Genomic DNA, 17601 nt, shown 5'->3' with positions numbered 1-17601 from the left:
AAGATGGTGCGGAATGTATTTTTATCATTGGGTTATTTAAGGGGATATTTTATGGAGAAAAGATGATGGTATACCGTTTTTTCTTTATAAAATAAGTGCTAAAACTTTTGGTTTGAGTAAAATAACATTTTGTTCAGTGTATCATCCATGACTATTATTTATTGATATGGATTACTATGTAGGAGTGAAATTAAACGAACTAATACATTTGTTTAAGATTGATCTAGTAGAGAATAAATAATGAGTGAATCAAGACCAATATGCCCAAATTGCAATAGTAAACAGACTCGCTATACTCCAAGTAAATCAAATATTGGTACGGCAAGATTTAACTGCAAGAACTGTGGTCAAAGTTTTATTATTGCAACTGAAGTACAGCGAAATAAAAGAGGTTGTTTGGGTTCTATTTTGAAAGTTGTAACCCTTACTTTTATTTTTGTCATTGGAATATCAATCTTTTTAGCAATAACTAAAGATGAGTCTGAGGGGTCACAGATGATTGAACACTCTGATGAAAATCCATCATTTGAGCAAAATCATATTGAAGATGTGGAAGACGCTGTTGAGATAGAGCGTTCTGAACAAGCAGCTCATTCTTATATTCCAACAGAAGATGATTACAAAAACTTTGAACAACAGCAAAAAGTTCAAAAAACAGAAAATCTAACTATTGTGGAAACAACGAGAGAAACTGAATAATTATTTCATTTCACTGTAGGAACTTTGGCTGAGAAAGAAATTATTTCCACAGAATCCCAAAAGTCTTTTCCTGTTTCTATAGCTCTATTTATTGTGAGTTCAATCTCTCTCCATTTTCTACGAAATCTTATACATTTAGAAACGTGTATAATTCACAGTTATGCTAGAATCTGCCGTATTCTTTTGATTAAAATCATCTACTATCAAGTGGATTGAGCATTACTTTGAGTCAAACTCACATGTCACAAGTCATAAATTTCCAAAAAAGCGCATTGGAAACCTTGCGTATTGAACAACAAGCCATAGAAGTGCTTGCCACACAAATTGATGAGCGCTTTGATCGTGCATGTGAAATCTTATTGCAGTGCAAAGGGCGCGTCGTGATCACGGGTATGGGCAAATCAGGCCATATTGGTCGCAAAATGGCAGCGACTTTTGCGTCAACAGGCACGCCATCATTCTTTATGCATCCCGGCGAAGCAGGACATGGTGACTTGGGCATGTTGGTGCGTGGAGATGTTTTGATTGCGATTTCAAACTCTGGCAAGAGTGATGAAATTATGATGTTGATGCCTTTGATCAAGCATCTAGAAGTGCCTTTGATTACTATTAGTCGTGATGATAAAGGTCCAATGCCACAAAATGCGGATATTGCTTTGACGCTGGGTTTAGCGGATGAAGCATGTCCTTTAGGTTTAGCACCGACATCGAGTACCACTGCAACACTTGTGTTGGGTGATACTTTGGCGGTTGCTTTATTGGAAGCGCGTGGATTTACCGCTGACGATTTTGCGCGTTCACATCCTGCGGGCGCACTTGGCAAACGTCTACTTTTACATGTGAAACACTTGATGCACACAGGTGCAGAGTTACCAAAAGTTCACCCTGATACACCGATGAATAAGGTGTTGTATGAAATTTCTGATAAACGATTGGGTCTGACCACAGTGGTGGATGAGCAAGATACATTGTTGGGGATTTTTACCGATGGTGACTTGCGTCGTATGATCGATCGACAACAGGGTTTTGATGTAAATGCTGCTGTGTCCGCTGTGATGACAGAAAATCCGATGACGATTTCTCAAGAAGCTCGAGCAGTAGAAGCATTGGAAAAAATGCATGAGAAAAAAATTAACCAATTCGTTGTTGTTGATGATGCTAAAAAAGTAATTGGTGTTATTAGTATGCACGATCTTATTGAAGCTGGAGTAAATTAAGCCATGGCATCATATGCTTTACAAGAACAAGCACGTCATTTACAAGCACTGGTGCTTGATGTGGATGGGATTTTAAGCGATGGCTTTGTAACCTTAACCAATTCTGGCGATGAAATTAAATCATTTGATATTCGCGATGGTTTAGGGATGAAATTGGTCCAAAAAGCGGGCATGAAAGTGATTATTATCACGGGCCGTAAAAGTCATATTGTTGAAAAACGTATGTTGGATTTGGGCGTAGATTTGGTGTTCCAAGGGCGTGAAGATAAAGGTGTGGCACTACGTGAAGCTTGTGCGCAGTTCAATATCTTACCTGAAGACTGCTTATATATGGGCGATGATTGGCCTGATTTATCTGCATTTGCCATTGCGGGTATGAGTATTACAGTGCCGAATGGGCATGAAGAAGTACGTCGACGTGCCCATTTGGTAACACAAGCGATGGGTGGCCGTGGGGCTGTAAGAGAGGTCTGTGATATGTTATTGATGGCAAAAGGTGTTTACCAAGAGCTGCTTGAAAAATATCTTGCGGTACCACATTAATATACTTAATAGCGTTGATTTGCTCAAAGGTTAGGTAACCCTGTTTATGGATACCAAAGTTTTATATGTTGTTGCTATTGTGGTCGCTTCTGTAAGTGGCGGCTATTACTACTTTAGTGGCAAGGCAAAAAAGTTGGATGTAGACTCAGCGAAGAATATGACTTATTCAGCGCACGGTGTTCATTTAACGCAAACAGATGAACAGGGTAATTTGTACATTCGTGCTGAAGTAAAACAACTACAGCAGGATATGCAGCAGAAAACCTCGCAGCTTGATCAACTAAAAGCTGTTATGTACAAACAGGGAAAACCTGATGCCACTTTTTCTGCCCTACGAGCAAATGGTTATGATGAAAATCGTAAGATTGTATTGGCTGGAGATGTTGTCGTCACAAACTTGTCGGATCAGGGCAACATGGAGTTTCATACAGATGAAATCACCGGTTATCCAAAAACAAGAGAACTAGAAACCCAACACCAAGTCATTGTTCAATCCCCAACAACCGAATTTGTGAGTCAGGGTTTAAAAGCAAATTTGAATGATGGTCAATATGAATTTTATAAAGTTCGAGGAAAGTATGCGCCAAGCTCTTAATTCTAAATATCGTTTTACTTTCTTAAAACAGTTTACTTGTATTGCTGTGGCTGCATTATTTTCCAGTTCAAGCTTTGCTTTGCCGTCTGATCGTAATCAACAACTTTCTTTAGTTGCAGATCGTGCCACATACAATGATAGAACGGGTATCACAACTTATACGGGAAATGTTGTGATTGAACAGGGAACGATGAGACTTCAGGCAGATTCAATTATTGCCACCTTAAATAGTAAAAAAGAAATTCAGACCATTACGGCTAAAGGTCAACTGGCGAAATTTCAGCAGCAAATTGATACGAATAAGGGTTTAGCGCGCGGTGAAGCGCAACAGATTATTTATAATGCGGATACGGGTATTCTGACTTTATCTGGAAAGGCCTATCTTTACCAGAATGGCTCAAGTATTCGTGGTGATAGCTTAAAATATAGTATGAATAAAGGCGATGTTGAGGCTCAAGGTTCTTCAAGCAATCGTGTGCAAATTATTATTCCACCATCAAGTTCAAAAAGTTTTCCAGGGGCGCGTGATTAATGGAACAATCGGTGCAACAACCACAAACTTTATGTATTAAGCATCTAGCGAAAAACTATAGTAAACGTTGGGTGGTAAAAGATGTGTCTTTTACCATGCAAAGTGGGCAAATCGTCGGATTGCTTGGTCCGAACGGTGCGGGTAAAACGACGAGCTTTTATATGGTCGTTGGTTTGGTTCGGATGGATAAAGGCGAGATTCATTTAGATGATCTTGATTTATCTGATCTTGCTATGCATGAGCGTGCTCGTAAAGGGATTGGCTATTTACCTCAGGAAGCTTCGATCTTTAGAAAGTTGACTATTGCCGAAAATATTATGGCGATTTTAGAAACGCGTAAAGATTTGAACAAGCAGCAACGTCAGCAACGTCTGAGTGAATTATTAAATGATTTTAAAATTAATCATATTAAAGATTCACTAGGCATGAGTGTTTCTGGTGGCGAGCGTCGTCGTGCCGAAATTGCACGTGCTTTGGCTGCTGACCCTAAATTTATGCTGCTGGATGAGCCATTTGCAGGTGTAGATCCTATTTCTGTTGGAGATATTAAGGACATTATTCAGACCCTTAAAGACCGAGGGATTGGCGTACTTATTACGGATCATAATGTGCGAGAAACTTTGGCAATCTGCGAAAAAGCCTATATTGTCAGCGAGGGGGCGGTGATTGCTGAAGGTACTCCGCAAGAAATCCTTGATAATGAGCAAGTACGTAAAGTTTATTTGGGTGATGATTTTGTTGTTTAGACAATAGATTTGAGCTTCGAAAAGAACCTTTAGGGTTCTTTTTTTATGCGGGTAGCAACCATCATGTTACGAGAAATTTGAATTTGAGTGTATTCTGGTTTTTTTATTCCTATTTTATTCATAAATATAAGTTTTTTTATTTATTTGTGCATATGCCGCCTCAGTTGTATGATAAGAAAAGTGTGAACTAATTTACAAAAAACAAACACTTATCCGTCGAGAAATTGGCATTTGAAACGTGGTGTTTTCTACAAAAATAAGAGTAGAATGAAGACGCTTTGAACGATAATTACATGACAAGAATATGAGCATTAATAAAGATATAGATATAGATGATGGATCACGTAAAACATGTATAGATCTAAAGTGGCTATTTTGTATAGCAACTTTATCTGTACCCGTTACACATGCCTCAACGCCAAGCGAACAGTATCATTCTCTCAAGAATAATTTGTCTCAGCTATTTACGCCTAAAAGTAATGATGAATTTAAAACTGCAAGTATGCAGAAGTTGAGCAATTTTTCGCTTCATTCATCACCTACTGAATTACCTGTCGTTGGATCTGGTCGTCCAATGGATGTTGTTCCTACTGCATTATGGGAGAACCAAAACAAAACCTTAAAAGATGCGATACAGATTGCTGTTCAGCGCAATCCTGAAATTTCACAAACCCTAGCAACTTTAGCCGCACAGAATGCCAATATAGATGTAGCGAAAGCAGGGTTTTATCCACAAATTTCAGGGGGCGTGAATACAGGTGATTTGACGAGAAAGGGGGAGCGAGGTCGACAAGTATTAGCTTTAAATGCCTCTCAAATGCTGTATGACTTTGGGAAGGTGAAGTCTGGCGTTACCACTGAACAAGCCAAATTAGTGATAGAACAAGCGAATGTTTTAGTCAAAATTGATGATATCTCGCTGGATGTAACACAAACGATTATTAATATTCAGCGTTATCAAAAGCTCATAAGAATTGCTAATCAGCGGATTGCTGGGGTTAAACGTATTCAGGAAATGGCGAATTTAAGAGCAAATGCGGGGATCAGTAGTCAGGCAGATCCTGTTCAAGCACAATCATATTTGCAATCAGCTCAATCAGCATTGATTGCACAACAATCATTACTCAGTCAGTTTCAACAACATCTTTATACGTTATTAGGTTTTGATGCTCGTAATGTTCAATGGGCGATTACCGATGATTTTATTAAACAATCTGATTTATATGTAGAGCCGCAATTTAATACCATTCCGCAAATGATTGCAGCGCAGGCTGGAATTGAGGTTGCACGTAGTCAGAAAATACAAACTAAAGTCAGTAACTATCCGACCTTGTCTGTAAAAGGTGAATTAAGCCAAGCATTACACGGGCGTAATCCAAACAATGATAAAAATGGTGGCTTTGATAGCGCGATTATGTTGGAAGCAAGTAGCCAATTTTACCAAGGCGGCGCAACATCTTCGAGAATTAGGGCCGCAAGTTTTGCTGAAGAGGCAGCAAAAGCACAGGTCAATACCGTTTACTTAAATGTGCTGGATCAGATCAGAACCAGTCGAGAACAAATTGAAAATAAGCAGCGTCAAATGCAAGTGTTAGCTGGACAACAAGCAACCACAGTACGGACACGTGAGCTTTATCAGGAACAATATAAATTGGGAACTCGTACGCTGGTCGATTTACTTAATGCAGAACAAGCCATTCATAGTGCAAACACAGAAGTCGAAATAGCACGTTATGATATTTACAGTAGTATCGCTCAATATATTGCAGCCACAGGCCGTTCTCGCCAAGCCTATGACCTGAATAATATAAAAATTCAAGGGTTTGAGGTGCAACAATGATGACAAAAATAGATTATCAGCCTTGGTTACAGGCGATATTAACGATTGCAAAGCATTATCGAATTGAGCCTTCAGAAGAGCGTATTCGGTTACAACTTGATTGGAATCAAAATCAGAATCTTGATGAGGTTTTGACTTTAATTAGTCGACAAATTGGCTTGAACTTAATAAGAGTTAAATTTAGCGATGATGTGATTAATCCTTGGCGTTTACCTATTTTAGTTGAATTGGCAGACGGACAAGTGGGAGTCATTGACAAGGCGGATGCTTCTGGACATGTCAGTATTCAACTCAGCGGCGATCAAGGTTTATCACAAAAATTTGCTGTCGGGGCTTTAAAACATATTGTAAAAAATGTGTTTATCTTACGTCCAGAGCAGTCAGTTCCTGATGCACGTATTGATGAGTATATTAAGCCCTATAAGCCAAGCTGGTTTTGGTCAATCGTTTTAAGTGATTGGAAGCGCTATATCGATATTATGTTTGCATCGTTGATTGCAAATGTTCTGGCATTGGCGACCATCGTTTTCTCGATGCAAGTTTATGACCGCGTTGTTCCCTCACAGTCGATACCTACGCTTTGGGTGCTTGCTGGTGGTGTACTGATTGCAGCAATTTTTGAGTTTGTTCTGCGTATTTCGCGTGTTTATATCTCTGACATTATCGGGAAGCGTGCAGATCTACGTATTTCTGATCGGGTATTTGGCCATGCATTAAGAATCAAAAATAGCGAGCGCTCCAAGTCAACAGGAACCTTCATATCTCAGATTCGTGAATTGGAAGGGGTGCGAGAGCTTGTCACTTCAACCACGATGGGTGCGATTGCAGATCTTCCTTTCTTCTTTTTATTCTTGTTTATCTTTGCAATTATTGGCGGAAACTTATTTTGGGTGATGTTGTTGATCGTACCGCTGATGATTTTGCCTGCAATCTTGGTACAAAAGAAGCTGGCTAAACTTGCACAAGAAGGTATGCGTGAATCCTCAATTCGTAATGCAATTTTGGTTGAGGCTGTACAGGGAATTGAAGATATTAAACTGTTACGTGCAGAATCTCGTTTCCAAAACCAGTGGAATCATATGAATGAGATTTCTGCTGATATCAGTATGCAACAACGTAAAATTGTCGGTGTACTGACAGCTTGGACGCAGAAGCTACAAGGGCTTACTTATGCCATTGTAGTACTGGTTGGGTGTTTTGCTGTGATGGAAGGTGAAATGACTACAGGTGCGCTGGTTGCTTGTTCGATTTTATCATCACGGATGTTGGCGCCAATATCACAGATCACAGGTATTCTTGGTCGCTTTCAACAAGCAAAAGTGGCAAAGCAAAGTTTAGATGAATTGATGCAGCGCCCAGTTGATCAAGCTGACCATGCACATTTGGTACATAAAGAAGTGTTACATGGTGATTATGAGCTGAAAAATGTGGTATTCCAGTATGGTGAAGATGACCCTCGACCAAGTTTGGCGATTCCAAAATTAAAGATTCGGGCGGGTGAGCGCATTGCAATTCTCGGTCGAAATGGCGCTGGTAAATCAACGTTATTGCAAATTCTCTCTGCAATGCAGACTCCAAATTCAGGTTCGGTACACTTAGATGATTTAGATATGAGTTTGATTGACCCTGCTGATGTCCGTCGTGATATGGGATTACTCAACCAAAATGCCTATCTTTTCTATGGAACCATTCGAGAAAACTTAACTTTAGGTGCACCGTTGGCACGCGATGAAGATATTTTAAAAGCTTTAAAAGTGACTGGTGCATTGAGTTTCGTACATGAAAAGAAAGAAGGGCTGGATCATTTGGTTTTAGAGGGTGGTGTAGGCTTCTCGGGTGGGCAAAGACAGGCATTGTTATTAGCACGATTACTCATTCGTGAGCCGAATATTTTACTGCTTGATGAACCGACAGCGGCGATTGATGATGTCGCAGAAAAACAATTAATCGATCATTTAAAGGTGTGGCTAGGCTATCGTACTCTAATCGTCGCTACGCATCGCCGAGCGGTGCTGGAGTTGGTTGATCGTATTATTGTGATGAATGATGGCAAAATTGTCATGGATGGACCTGCTGATAAAGTCTTGCAACAATCATCGGCAAAACAAAAAATAGTTTAATAAAATAAAGAGGATAATTCATGAGTGAGCAAGAACAAACCAGCAGTCGTCCCATGAATGTGAGTTACAAGGAACCGAAGTTACCTGGTTCATCGGTTATTGTATGGTTAATTGGGATTGGTTTAGTGATATTGCTCGTGTGGGCATGGGCATTTAGTTTAGAAGAAGTATCTACAGGTACGGGTAAAGTTGTACCTTCCTCAAAAGAGCAGACAATTCAATCGCTTGAAGGGGGGATTTTAACTAAACTCGCTGTGAGAGAAGGCGATATCGTTGAAAAAGGACAAATACTAGCGCAGTTAGATCCGACACGTCTTGCTTCAAATGTGGGAGAGTCACAATCTTTACTGAGTTCTGCACAAGCGACAGCAGCGCGTTTACGTGCCGAAGTCAGTAATACTGCTTTGGTTTTTCCAGAAGAAGTTTTGAAAGAACCTAAACTCATAAAAGAAGAAACAGCACTTTATTATTCACGTCGCATGAATTTAGAAGAGGCTATTTCTGGTAATCAACAAGCACTTAAATTGGTGCAACAAGAATTGGCTATGACTGAGCCGTTGGTTGCAAAAGGGGCCGCCAGTGAAGTTGAAGTGTTGCGTTTAAAGCGTGAAGCCAATGATTTACAAAATAGAATCAATGATATTCGTAATCAATATTATGTAAAAGCACGTGAGGAGTTATCAAAAGCCAATACCGATATTCAAACTCAACTACAAGTGGTCAAAGGAAGAAGTGATAGCTTACAACGTGCTGTATTTAGAGCGCCTGTTCGCGGTGTAGTGAAAGAGATTGATGTGACAACTGAAGGTGGTGTCATTCCTCAAAATGGTAAGTTGATGACGATTGTGCCTTTAGAGGATAAATTGTTAATCGAGGCGCGTATTTCGCCACGTGATATTGCCTTTATTCATCCAAATCAAGAAGCTTTGGTCAAAATCACCGCTTATGATTATGCGGTATATGGCGGGCTAGAAGGTAAAGTCACCACGATTTCACCAGATACTATTCGTGATGAAGTGAAGCAAGATCAGTTTTATTATCGTGTTTATATTCGGACAGATTCAGATAGACTTTATAACAAAGCGGGTACAGCATTCGATATTACCCCTGGTATGGTGGCTACTGTAGATATTCGAACTGGACAAAAAACCATTATGGATTATTTGCTTAAACCATTTAATAAAGCCAAAGAAGCATTACGTGAACGATAGTTTCTGCTGATTTGAAACAGTCATCGTCGGGTGTGGTGGTGATCAATCATCACACCCATTTTTTATAATGGAATGTCAACAGACCCTATCATCGCACCCTACATCGCGCCAGAAAATTGCTATAATCATTTTTTAAAGTTTGTATTTATGTTTTATGCCATTCACCATTGCCAATTCGGTAACTTTTGAAGAAGAAATTAAAAAAAGTCGTTTCCAAGCGATTGCTGCGATTGTTGAAAATGAACAGCAGGTCAAAAACTTTTTAGAAGAAGTGAAAGATCCATCGACGACACATCAATGTTGGGCATGGAAGATTGGACATCATGTTCGATTTAATGATGATGGTGAACCTTCTGGCACCGCAGGACGTCCGATTTTAGCAACCATCGAAGGGAATGATTTGACCAATGTGATTGTATTGGTCAATCGTTGGTATGGTGGTATTAAGCTTGGTACGGGTGGTTTAGTTCGTGCTTATGGTGGTTGCGCTGGGCAATGTTTGCTATTGGCTGAAAAAATTGAGCTGATTGAGAAAAAACAGATTCAATTTAGTTGCCTATTTAATGAATGGGCAATTATTCAATATGAACTTATGCAGCAACACATCGAATACCAAGAAAGTTATACTGAAAATGGTGTTTTTATTGAGGCACCGCTACAAATTCATCAAATTGAACCTTTAAGACAAAAACTTCAAGATGTTACTAGAGGGCGTGAGCATTTACATGTTGAAGATTAGAATTTACAAGCCCTCTCTTGCGAGTTTGCGGAACAGTGTTCCTCGCTCTCAGGGCGTAAGTAATTGAAAGGGGTAGAGAGGCAACAACTTGATGAATGATCCTTTATTAAAATATAGAGAGCAGCATAAACATCGTCTCAATTATATGCCGTGGTTGTATTGGTCGCTCAAGCCTAAACAACGTGAATGGGCTGAAGCATGGCAAGCCGAATATCAAGCATATTTGATGGAAATGGAAACGGTTGAGATTGGTCAGAATTGTTTTATTTCACCATTGGCACATATTTTTGCAGAGCCAGGACGCAAAATTACCATTGGTGACAATACTTTTATTGCCGCTGATTGTACCTTGCATGGGCCTTTAGTTATTGGCAATGAGGTTGCAATAAACCATCATAGTATTTTGGATGGTGGGCGCGCAGGGATTCAGCTACACGATCAAGTCAGAATAGCGGCCTATAGCCATTTATATGCTTTTGATCATGGGATGGCTTTAGACCGACCAATCTACCAACAACCCGTGACATCCAAGGGCATTGAGATCGGCAAAGATGTTTGGTTAGGAGCGCATGTGGGAATCAAAGATGGGGTCAAAATCGGAAACCATGCTGTGGTTGGGATGAATAGTATGGTGACCAAAGATATTGAAGATTATGCTATTGTGGCAGGGAATCCAGCAAAATTGATTCGTTATAGAACTGAATAAAAAGCATTAAAAAGCGTATGAGATTCTATACATAAATTTAACCTATCCTGCTTTTATCTGTGTTAAGTTAAAAATAAGTAGAAGACCTAAGGTGTCAAACCTGAAGAGAGGCCAACATGAATCGCGTAATTGCATGTATTGATTCTTCACCCTGTATTGATGCTGTGGCTGAGGCCGCAGTTTGGGTTGCGAAACAAACCCAAAGAGAATTAGTGCTGTTGCAAATCTTGGACTATTATCCTGCAAGCTATCATTTAGGTGAAATTAGCGGTGTGATTGGCTTTGAGAGTAATGCCATGTTGCTCAAAGAGCTTGCTGAGTTAGAGCAAAAGCAAAGTGAGTTAGCACTCGATTATAGTAATAATCTACTCAATCATATTTCAGAGTTAATCGAGAAACAATACGGTTTAACCAGTAGCAAAATTCAAGAAAAAGGCGATTTTCTTGAACAAAGTTTTAATCTTCTGCATGAAAATGACGTGGTGATTATTGGTCGTGTTGGCGAGCGAGCTGCGGAGAAAAATAAACCCATTGGGAGTAATGTTGAGAACTTTATACGTGGTGCAAATTGTACTGTAATTACAGTTGGAGAGCATTTCGAGCCTCCTAAACGTTTTATCTTTGCATATGAATATTCACCAACCTGTCAGAAAATGTTGCAACGCATTGCTCAAAGTGATTTGTTGAAAAAATTACAATGCCATCTGCTTTATGTGGGTGATCATCCTGAAATGCTTACTGAGCCAGCAAAGTATTTAACAGATGCAGGTTTGGAAGTTATGCCTATTTATCGTTATGGCGATGTTGCACAAAATATTTTGGAATATCAAAGGGAACATAATGTGCAGTTAATCGTATTAGGTGCTTTCAGCCATAGTAAAATCCATCAATTTTTCTTAGGCAGCATTACAACCTCGATATTTAGAAATGCAAATGTACCATTATTGGTCGCTAAGTAATTCATTTTATTCCATATAGTTATCCGCAAATACTGTGGATAACTATATGGAAAAGCACTATGTAAATTTGTATCTATTTGATATTTAATAACTAAAAAAATCAGTTCGTTTTTTGATCTTTACTTTACAATCGCAATTGCGAAGCCATCATGTCCTTTTGAACCCACTGTTTGTAGTGCTGTACAAGATAAAAGCATCGGGTGATTTTTCAGTGCAGCGAAAGTTTCTCGAATGCCTTCGATACTCGGTTTTTTATTATTTTCATCCAATATCGCGCCTGAACGAATCACATTATCCAATACAATAATCGTTCCTGAATGAGATAGCTTCAAGCTGAGCTCCAAGTATTCAGGATAACTTTGTTTATCTGCATCAATAAAAATCAAATCAAATGCCTCACTGGATTCTGCAATGAGTTGATTCATGATATCTGCGCCGCGTCCTTTTTTAAGTTCAATATGGGTGGGCATATCGGCATAATCAATATTTTCTTGGGCGATGGCAGCATGGCTATCTCGTCCTTCAACCGTGAGCAGGTAACCATCGGCTGGTAATGCTTGTGCCAACCAAATTGTGCTATAAGCGGCAAAAGTTCCAAGTTCCAATACACGTTTACATTGATTCATTTGAATCAACATTTGCAGGAACATACCTTGATTCGGTGCAACAGCCAAATGATTAGAAAGACCTTGCGTATCGGTATTGTCTAATGCATGTTGAAGTTTAGGATCTGAGGGGATTAAATGTGCATTAATATAGTCATCAATGTCGGTCCACATCTGTTGCATAATCAGGCTTACCTTTGAATCTGTTTGCAGCATTTTAAACATTTATGCTCAGAGTGCAATTTGATTACTGAATAAAAAAAGAGATCATTTAGATCTCTTTACTGAAAGTGATCTTTTATTCTAAAAGTTACACATTGAGCTGTTACGTGTTAGGTCTGGGCCCCAAGTGCGATAACCCTGAGTATCAATATGAATCTGACCTGAGCGATAGAGACCAATACCTAGATTTAAGCTTTGACCATGCTGAACCCAAAACTGACATAATTTAAATTTGGATTGTTCGATAAATGCATAATCTTGCGGCTGAGGGTATTCAGGACCAATACGAAAATCGATGGCAGAGTTAAATAAATGTTTAGATGAACTTGCACCGCCAGCGCATTCGTTTAAAGGTAAATCACGATAGACAGAGGTCACTTCAAAATCGGTTAAAATTTTTGCAGAAATAAGATATTTAAATACACGTAAAGTTGAAAGCGAGTTGCCCCACAATTCACGGTTTGGTACAGCATACTCATTGCGACCACATTTCTGCCAATCTCTTGCGGTTCGTAATAATTCAAAACTTGGGATAATGTGAGCGACTTGATTACGTGTTAAAAACTGTTCATATTCACGCACACGAGCATAGTTTTCGCCTTGTGCCAACCAACGACGATAAGAAGCTGGCTCTACTTTGTCTGGCGTTGGTCGTGTAAAAGTGACTTTTTCTTGAGGAATATGGATTCTTTTGCCTTTATTTACTTCTGTCTTTGAACTGACACAGCCGACCATCATCACAGGGATGATAAAAAACGATAAGAAACCCTGTAATTTATTTCGCAACATAAAAGCCAGTTCACAATCTAAAGACACGTTATTTTAATGCAAAAGAACGTATACATAATGGGACAATTGCAAAGAAATGTGTGATTCAAGTATTAAAAAAGACCAGTAAAACTGGCCTTTTCAATTACTTTTCTAAATATTGCAGTTTATTCGGTTTTCCATTCCATTCTTCACGATCTGCAGGTTGTTCACCAATTTGGGTGATATTGTTACCCGCCCATTTTTCAGATAATTCAGTATTGAGCTCAATAAAGATTTCTTGACCTTCAGGTAGTTCATCTTCAGAGAAAATCGCATTTGCTGGGCACTCAGGTTCACAAAGCGCACAGTCAATACATTCATCTGGATTGATGACAAGAAAGTTCGGGCCTTCATAAAAACAATCGACAGGGCAAACTTCAACACAATCTTGATATTTACATTTAATACAATTTTCAGTGACAACAAAGGTCATGGCGACAGCTACCTAAAAATACGGTTTTTGTTTGGAATGGGCTATTGTAGGCAAAAATGGGGTGAACAAACAATTGCTTTTATTGATATTGTTTATTTATACATATGAAAAACAGGATAACATATTGATAAAAATAAATATGTTCTATTGATTCGTTGATTTTTAAAGACATAATGCGATTAAGTATTTGTCTTAATCAGTTGTTTTTATCTTTCCCTTTAGGATTTCATTGTGCGCTGTTTTTGATAAATGACTCTATAGAACACATCAGGTGAATATCCTCTGGTTCTAATTTCCATAGATGTTGATCCGGTTGCGCTAATAGTTGGGCACCATGTTTGAGATAAAAGTCTACAGTTCGTTTACTTGGTGTTGCTGAAATATAGAGTTGTTTAGCACCCAATAGTTGTGCTGATTCTACTGCAGAATGCATGAGCAGTGCCCCAATGCCTTGACCTTGGTGATCTGCATCAACATAAAAGTATTGCAATAATTTTGCTTCGGGATAATTTTTTATAAGTTGATTGGATACGACTTGAACACCAATTAACTGATCATGTGAGTTAAATAACCCGACACATAATCCACCTTGTTGATGGATTTGTTTTAATAAAGGTGGATCATTATCTAGATGAAAGGCATCCCAATTCTCAACATCATAAAAACAATCGACTATGTCTAAATGTTGTTTGTGTTGCACGTACATTTGAGTAATTAATTCGCGACGACTGATCTGTTGCCAGATTAAATCGATTTCTGAAACCTGTAGTTTTCTGAGCACAAAATTCAGCATTTGTCCCTTCGATTGATTACTCATTTTATTCTGATGATAGGGTGGATGATATAACGATGCGGTTTATCTTATTCATAAATTTTTTCCCAGAACAAGTCTCAGTTACTTGTTCTGGGAAAATGTTTTTAGGATCTCAGTGCTGCTTTTAGTGAATAGAGTTGTTCAAGTGCTTGACGAGGCGTAAGATCATCTACATCAATGCGTTGTAACAAATCTAAAGCTGGTGAATGGACTTCCACTTCAATAACTTTCTCAATCACTTGGGTTTCAATTTGAGGATCAATTGAACTGAATAAATCTGTTTGCACTGTCTTTTGCAAGATATGATGTTGTTGCTTTTCAAGAATTTTCAAACGTTTTTGCGCCTCTTTAATCACACTTGCTGGAATACCCGCCAATTTTGCAACTTGTAAGCCGTGACTTTGACTTGCGGGGCCATGTTGAACTTTGTGTAATAAAATTAAATTACCATTCAATTCCTGTGCAGTAACGTGATAGTTATCGATACCTGTTTCACTACCAAGTTCAGTCAGCTCAAAATAGTGGGTGGCGAAAAGGCATAGACATTTCACACGCTTAGTCAAATCAAGTACACATGCCCAAGCCAAAGAAAGGCCATCATAAGTACTGGTTCCACGACCAACCTCATCCATTAACACCAAGGACTGGTTGGTGGCATGATGCAAAATCTGTGAGGTTTCGGTCATCTCGACCATAAAAGTTGATTTTCCAGTTGATAAATCATCGGCTGAACCAATACGGGTAAAAATACGATCAATTGGACCAAGTTTTGCAGACTTTGCGGGAACGAAACTTCCACAATAGGCAAGAAGGCTAATCAGCGCGGTTTGACGCATAAATGTCGATTTACCACCCATGTTTGGACCAGTAATGATCGCCATACGGTGTTGTGCATCTAAAAATGTATCATTTGGGGTAAACGGTGTTTTATTTAAAGCTTCTACCACAGGGTGACGACCTGCTTGAATCTTAATCCCTGTTTCAGGACTGAATTCTGGCCGTGCCCAATTGTTTAATCGTGCTTGATGGGCAAAGTTGGCAAGTACATCAATATATGCAATTGCAGCGCTCATCATTTGTAAATGTGCAATGTTTTGGCGTAATTCATCCAACAATGACTCAAATAACAGTTTTTCACGTGCTAATGCGCGAGACTCACTAGAAAGTACTTTGTCTTCAAAGCTTTTCAGTTCAGGAGTGATATAACGTTCAGCATTTTTAAGGGTTTGACGACGGATGTAGTCCGCTGGTGCTTGTTCTGCTTGAGCACGAGTAAGTTCTATATAATAGCCACTGACACGGTTATAGCCGATTTTAAGTGTATTGATTCCAGTACGTTGACGTTCTCTAATTTCTAAATCAATTAAGAATTGACCTGCATGATCACGGATCTTGCGGAGTTCATCTAACTCCTCATCATAGCCTTCTGCAATTACATTGCCATCACGCAAGAGTACGGGTGGATTTTTTACAATCGCTGCCATTAACTGCTGATACAAGCTTTTAAAGTCACCAAGCTCATGATCAAGTTGGGTCAATAATTTAGATTGTTTGGCTTGTAAAACAGGCGCTAATGCGTGTCGTAGAAAAGGAATTTGTGCACAGGCATGACGTAGTTGGACTAAATCACGTGGACGGGCACTGCCTAAAGCCACGCGACTTAGAACGCGTTCGATATCACCAATTTCTTTTAGCACTAAACGCAGCGGCGCTTCATGGTATCCCTTTAAAAGCTGTTCTGTAGCATCAAGGCGAGCATCTAAAACGGCTGTATCACGAATGGGCTGCATGAGTGTTCGGCTGAGTAAGCGTCCACCCATTGCAGTTTGACAGTCATTCACCAGTTGAAATAAGGATGTACCATGGTCAAATAAAGGATCAATAATTTCTAGATTACGACGTGTAATTGGATCGAGGGCTATAAAATCGGTGCTTTGTTCTATTTGAATCGCGCGAATATGGGGTAACGCTGTTTTTTGTGTTTCTTTTGCATAGTGAATCAATGCCGCAGCGGCAGCCTTTGCTAGCGGAATTGGATCTAATCCGAAGCCAGATAAGGTCGAAACAGAAAACTGATCACATAAGGTTTTTTGCGCGTTATTTAAATTAAAATCAACATTTGGTCGTTTGGTAATTGGGCAGTCAATATTCTTTTTAATCTGTTCAATAATATCTTGATCAACTAAATCTTCGTCGATCAAAATTTCACTTGGCATTAAACGAGCCAGTTCAATGGGAAGTTGTTCTGGCTTATAGTCTTGTTGCTGAACTTTAAAAATACCCGCACTGAGGTCTAGTAAAGCGAAGCCGACTTGATTTTGTTGGATACATAGCGCAACAAGATTCGAAGACTGGTAGCTACCTAGTAAAGCATCATCGGTTAAAGTACCCGGTGTTAGGATGCGAACCACTTGCCGATCAACAGGACCCTTTCCTGTAACCTCGCCAACCTGTTCACAGATCGCAACCGTTCGACCTGATTTAACCAAACGCGCAAGATAGCCTTCTGCTGCATGATAAGGTACGCCCGCCATAGGAATCGGTTCACCACTGGCTTTACCACGATGGGTTAGCGTAATACCCAACAGCTTGGCAGCAAGACGAGCATCTTCAAAGAATAGCTCGTAAAAATCTCCCATACGATAAAACAGCAGGGCATGTTGATGCTCCATTTTTACTTTTAGATATTGCTGCATCATAGGGGTGTGGGAAGAGAGATCAGCCATGATTTCTTTGCTATTCATGTATGTTAAATCCTTAAATTTAAATAATAAATAAATTTAATTTGAAAGTTTGGCTGTCTAACCAAT

At 39.3% G+C, this 17601-nt stretch carries 17 protein-coding genes; 12 read left to right on the top strand and 5 right to left on the bottom strand.

The genetic code is table 11. The features are described 5' to 3' along the window. Positions 1–240: 240 nt before the first annotated feature. The 12 genes from EAH57_RS15890 (at position 241) to EAH57_RS00570 (ending at position 11907) form a co-directional block, all read left to right on the top strand. Positions 241–699, top strand: a complete 459-nt coding sequence (locus EAH57_RS15890; RefSeq protein WP_147440119.1) for a hypothetical protein — start codon at positions 241–243, stop codon at positions 697–699. A 239-nt stretch (positions 700–938) separates the two neighbouring features. Beyond that, positions 939–1916 carry a KpsF/GutQ family sugar-phosphate isomerase gene (locus EAH57_RS00620; RefSeq protein ID WP_004668778.1) on the top strand — a complete coding sequence of 326 codons (978 nt, stop codon included), beginning with the start codon at positions 939–941 and terminating at the stop codon, positions 1914–1916. Between the two features lie 3 nt (positions 1917–1919). Further along, complete coding sequence (locus tag EAH57_RS00615) at positions 1920–2459, top strand: KdsC family phosphatase (protein WP_121928402.1); 540 nt, start codon at positions 1920–1922, stop codon at positions 2457–2459. Between the two features lie 46 nt (positions 2460–2505). Continuing rightward, on the top strand, positions 2506–3054 hold the full coding sequence (lptC, locus tag EAH57_RS00610) for an LPS export ABC transporter periplasmic protein LptC (protein WP_121928401.1): 549 nt from the start codon (positions 2506–2508) through the stop codon (positions 3052–3054). Continuing rightward, positions 3038–3586, top strand: coding sequence for a lipopolysaccharide transport periplasmic protein LptA (gene lptA, locus EAH57_RS00605; RefSeq protein WP_121928400.1), 549 nt, complete (start codon positions 3038–3040; stop codon positions 3584–3586). Before lptC ends, lptA begins: the two co-directional genes overlap by 17 nt. Further along, complete coding sequence (gene lptB, locus EAH57_RS00600; protein ID WP_121928399.1) at positions 3586–4332, top strand: LPS export ABC transporter ATP-binding protein; 747 nt, start codon at positions 3586–3588, stop codon at positions 4330–4332. The genes lptA and lptB overlap by 1 nt, the downstream gene beginning before the upstream one ends. Positions 4333–4636: 304 nt before the next feature. Beyond that, a complete protein-coding gene (locus tag EAH57_RS00595) occupies positions 4637–6172 on the top strand; it encodes a TolC family protein (protein WP_121928398.1) in 1536 nt (511 codons plus the stop codon). Next, complete coding sequence (locus tag EAH57_RS00590; RefSeq protein ID WP_121928397.1) at positions 6169–8292, top strand: type I secretion system permease/ATPase; 2124 nt, start codon at positions 6169–6171, stop codon at positions 8290–8292. The genes EAH57_RS00595 and EAH57_RS00590 overlap by 4 nt, the downstream gene beginning before the upstream one ends. A gap of 20 nt (positions 8293–8312) precedes the next feature. Continuing rightward, positions 8313–9503 carry an HlyD family efflux transporter periplasmic adaptor subunit gene (locus tag EAH57_RS00585; RefSeq protein ID WP_005196074.1) on the top strand — a complete coding sequence of 397 codons (1191 nt, stop codon included), beginning with the start codon at positions 8313–8315 and terminating at the stop codon, positions 9501–9503. Positions 9504–9657: 154 nt separating this feature from the next. Beyond that, the gene (locus EAH57_RS00580; protein ID WP_121928396.1) at positions 9658–10242 is read left to right on the top strand and encodes an IMPACT family protein; all 585 of its coding nucleotides are present in this window, start codon (positions 9658–9660) and stop codon (positions 10240–10242) included. Positions 10243–10333: 91 nt separating this feature from the next. After that, a complete protein-coding gene (locus EAH57_RS00575) occupies positions 10334–10948 on the top strand; it encodes a chloramphenicol acetyltransferase CAT (protein WP_004668758.1) in 615 nt (204 codons plus the stop codon). A gap of 116 nt (positions 10949–11064) precedes the next feature. Then, positions 11065–11907, top strand: a complete 843-nt coding sequence (locus tag EAH57_RS00570) for a universal stress protein (protein ID WP_121928395.1) — start codon at positions 11065–11067, stop codon at positions 11905–11907. A gap of 119 nt (positions 11908–12026) precedes the next feature. On the opposite strand, the gene EAH57_RS00565 is transcribed toward EAH57_RS00570, so the two are convergent. From EAH57_RS00565 to mutS, 5 genes are all read right to left on the bottom strand, one after another. Continuing rightward, a complete protein-coding gene (locus EAH57_RS00565; RefSeq protein ID WP_121928756.1) occupies positions 12027–12695 on the bottom strand; it encodes an O-methyltransferase in 669 nt (222 codons plus the stop codon). Between the two features lie 120 nt (positions 12696–12815). Further along, entirely contained in the window at positions 12816–13523 is a 708-nt protein-coding gene (locus tag EAH57_RS00560; RefSeq protein ID WP_004668755.1) for a D-Ala-D-Ala carboxypeptidase family metallohydrolase, read from the bottom strand. 124 nt (positions 13524–13647) lie between these two features. Beyond that, complete coding sequence (gene fdxA, locus EAH57_RS00555) at positions 13648–13977, bottom strand: ferredoxin FdxA (protein WP_004668754.1); 330 nt, start codon at positions 13975–13977, stop codon at positions 13648–13650. A gap of 226 nt (positions 13978–14203) precedes the next feature. Continuing rightward, entirely contained in the window at positions 14204–14770 is a 567-nt protein-coding gene (locus tag EAH57_RS00550; RefSeq protein WP_121928394.1) for a GNAT family N-acetyltransferase, read from the bottom strand. A 125-nt stretch (positions 14771–14895) separates the two neighbouring features. Further along, positions 14896–17535 carry a DNA mismatch repair protein MutS gene (mutS, locus tag EAH57_RS00545; RefSeq protein WP_121928393.1) on the bottom strand — a complete coding sequence of 880 codons (2640 nt, stop codon included), beginning with the start codon at positions 17533–17535 and terminating at the stop codon, positions 14896–14898. Between the last annotated feature and the right edge of the window lie 66 nt (positions 17536–17601).

It is taken from the genome of Acinetobacter sp. 2JN-4 (assembly GCF_003687745.1).
Lineage (GTDB): Bacteria > Pseudomonadota > Gammaproteobacteria > Pseudomonadales > Moraxellaceae > Acinetobacter > Acinetobacter halotolerans.
Note: the sequence above shows the minus strand (reverse complement) of the source record. Positions and strands in the feature narration are given on the sequence as shown.

Bases quoted from the DNA above. Each gene is read 5' to 3' on its own strand.
- EAH57_RS00565 (WP_121928756.1), bottom strand. From the start codon at position 12,695: ATGCAACAGATGTGGACCGACATTGATGACTATATTAATGCACATTTA.
- EAH57_RS00550 (WP_121928394.1), bottom strand. From the start codon at position 14,770: ATGCTGAATTTTGTGCTCAGAAAACTACAGGTTTCAGAAATCGATTTA.
- EAH57_RS00575 (WP_004668758.1), top strand. From the start codon at position 10,334: ATGAATGATCCTTTATTAAAATATAGAGAGCAGCATAAACATCGTCTC.
- EAH57_RS00570 (WP_121928395.1), top strand. From the start codon at position 11,065: ATGAATCGCGTAATTGCATGTATTGATTCTTCACCCTGTATTGATGCT.
- EAH57_RS00580 (WP_121928396.1), top strand. From the start codon at position 9,658: ATGCCATTCACCATTGCCAATTCGGTAACTTTTGAAGAAGAAATTAAA.
- fdxA (WP_004668754.1), bottom strand. From the start codon at position 13,977: ATGACCTTTGTTGTCACTGAAAATTGTATTAAATGTAAATATCAAGAT.
- lptB (WP_121928399.1), top strand. From the start codon at position 3,586: ATGGAACAATCGGTGCAACAACCACAAACTTTATGTATTAAGCATCTA.
- mutS (WP_121928393.1), bottom strand. From the start codon at position 17,535: ATGAATAGCAAAGAAATCATGGCTGATCTCTCTTCCCACACCCCTATG.
- EAH57_RS00590 (WP_121928397.1), top strand. From the start codon at position 6,169: ATGATGACAAAAATAGATTATCAGCCTTGGTTACAGGCGATATTAACG.
- EAH57_RS00560 (WP_004668755.1), bottom strand. From the start codon at position 13,523: ATGTTGCGAAATAAATTACAGGGTTTCTTATCGTTTTTTATCATCCCT.
- EAH57_RS00620 (WP_004668778.1), top strand. From the start codon at position 939: ATGTCACAAGTCATAAATTTCCAAAAAAGCGCATTGGAAACCTTGCGT.
- lptC (WP_121928401.1), top strand. From the start codon at position 2,506: ATGGATACCAAAGTTTTATATGTTGTTGCTATTGTGGTCGCTTCTGTA.
- EAH57_RS00615 (WP_121928402.1), top strand. From the start codon at position 1,920: ATGGCATCATATGCTTTACAAGAACAAGCACGTCATTTACAAGCACTG.
- EAH57_RS00585 (WP_005196074.1), top strand. From the start codon at position 8,313: ATGAGTGAGCAAGAACAAACCAGCAGTCGTCCCATGAATGTGAGTTAC.
- EAH57_RS00595 (WP_121928398.1), top strand. From the start codon at position 4,637: ATGAGCATTAATAAAGATATAGATATAGATGATGGATCACGTAAAACA.
- EAH57_RS15890 (WP_147440119.1), top strand. From the start codon at position 241: ATGAGTGAATCAAGACCAATATGCCCAAATTGCAATAGTAAACAGACT.
- lptA (WP_121928400.1), top strand. From the start codon at position 3,038: ATGCGCCAAGCTCTTAATTCTAAATATCGTTTTACTTTCTTAAAACAG.